Consider the following 1,191-nt stretch of genomic DNA (forward strand, 5'->3'; position numbering starts at 1 on the left):
GGCGGACGTGAAAACTGCCCGTAGACGGTCACGAAGGTGTGCCCGGTGGCGGACATGAATCTGCCCACTGGTCCACCACCGGGGGATGTCAGTTCAGCGCGGTGACCCCCTTTCCGGCGAGTGCTTGGGCCAGGCGCACGGAGTCGCCGCTGGTCTGGCATAGGTGGGCGTGGTGCAGCAGCCGGTCCACGGTCGCGGTGGCCAGGGTTTTGGGCATGAGTTCGTCGAAGCCGGATGGGTGCAGGTTGGAGGACACCGCCACGGATTTGCGTTCGTAGGCGGCTTCTACGACCCGGTAGAGGCCCTCGGCAGCATCAGCACCCACCGGTAAGAGCCCTACGTCGTCGATGACGACGAGTTCGGCGCGCACGATCTTGGCGATCGCTTTGCCCAGGGTGTCATCGGCGCGGTGAGCGCGCACGAGGGTGCCGAGTTGCTCGAGGCTGAACCACGCCACGGGCATACCGGCCTCGATCACTTTCTGCCCGAGTGCTTCGAGAAAGAACGTCTTACCGGTGCCGGCGGGCCCGCACACGACGAGGTTCTCCCGTCGCTGCACCCATTCGAGGGTTTGCAGGGCATGCTGGGTGGGCACCGGGATCGACGAGGCGGTTTCGTCCCACACGTCAAAGGTCTTGCCGGTGGGGAAGTTCGCCGATTTGCGCCGCGAAGCGAGCATGGAGCGGGCACGGCCGGCGAGTTCTTCGGTGAGTAGCGCTGTGAGGGCATCAGCGGGGTCCCACCGTTGAGAGCGGGCGGTCGCGAGCACGTCGGCGGCGATGGCACGGGCGTGGGGCAGCCGCAGTTGTTTCATCAATGCTTCCACCTCGGGGTTGAGCGGGGTGCAAGTCTGGGGTGCGGTCATCGTTCCTCCTCGTCGGTGAGGTTGCCATGGTTGATGGTGTTGGTGCCCAACATGTTCCAGCTCTTTGTGCCCTGTGCCAGGGAAGTGGTTTCCGATGCATGATGCCGCGTCTGGTCCAGGCCCTTGGCCGCGAGGATGGAGTCGAGGTCACCGGTGGCGAACCGGCCGTGCACTGCGGCATTCCCGAGTGCCCAGTCCACATCGGGGGCGCCATGCAGTGCTGCCAGTGAGGTGGCGTGACGCATCTTCTCCCGCATCCGTTCGGTACCGACGGCGGCAGCTTCTTTCAGCCACAACCCGGCACCGGCGCCGATCGCCAGAAACGT

Annotated in this window: 1 protein-coding gene and 1 pseudogene; both read right to left on the bottom strand. The window is 65.5% G+C overall.

Annotated features, from left to right (window positions below; all coding sequences use genetic code 11):
• Positions 1 to 88: 88 nt before the first annotated feature.
• Positions 89 to 865 carry an IS21-like element helper ATPase IstB gene (gene istB, locus ACWDTF_RS24720; protein ID WP_433257287.1) on the bottom strand — a complete coding sequence of 259 codons (777 nt, stop codon included), beginning with the start codon at positions 863 to 865 and terminating at the stop codon, positions 89 to 91.
• A pseudogene (locus ACWDTF_RS24725) lies at positions 862 to 1,191 on the bottom strand (IS21 family transposase); the annotation flags it as partial. The gene istB and the pseudogene ACWDTF_RS24725, both read right to left, overlap by 4 nt.

This window comes from Gordonia sp. NPDC003422 (assembly GCF_053588675.1).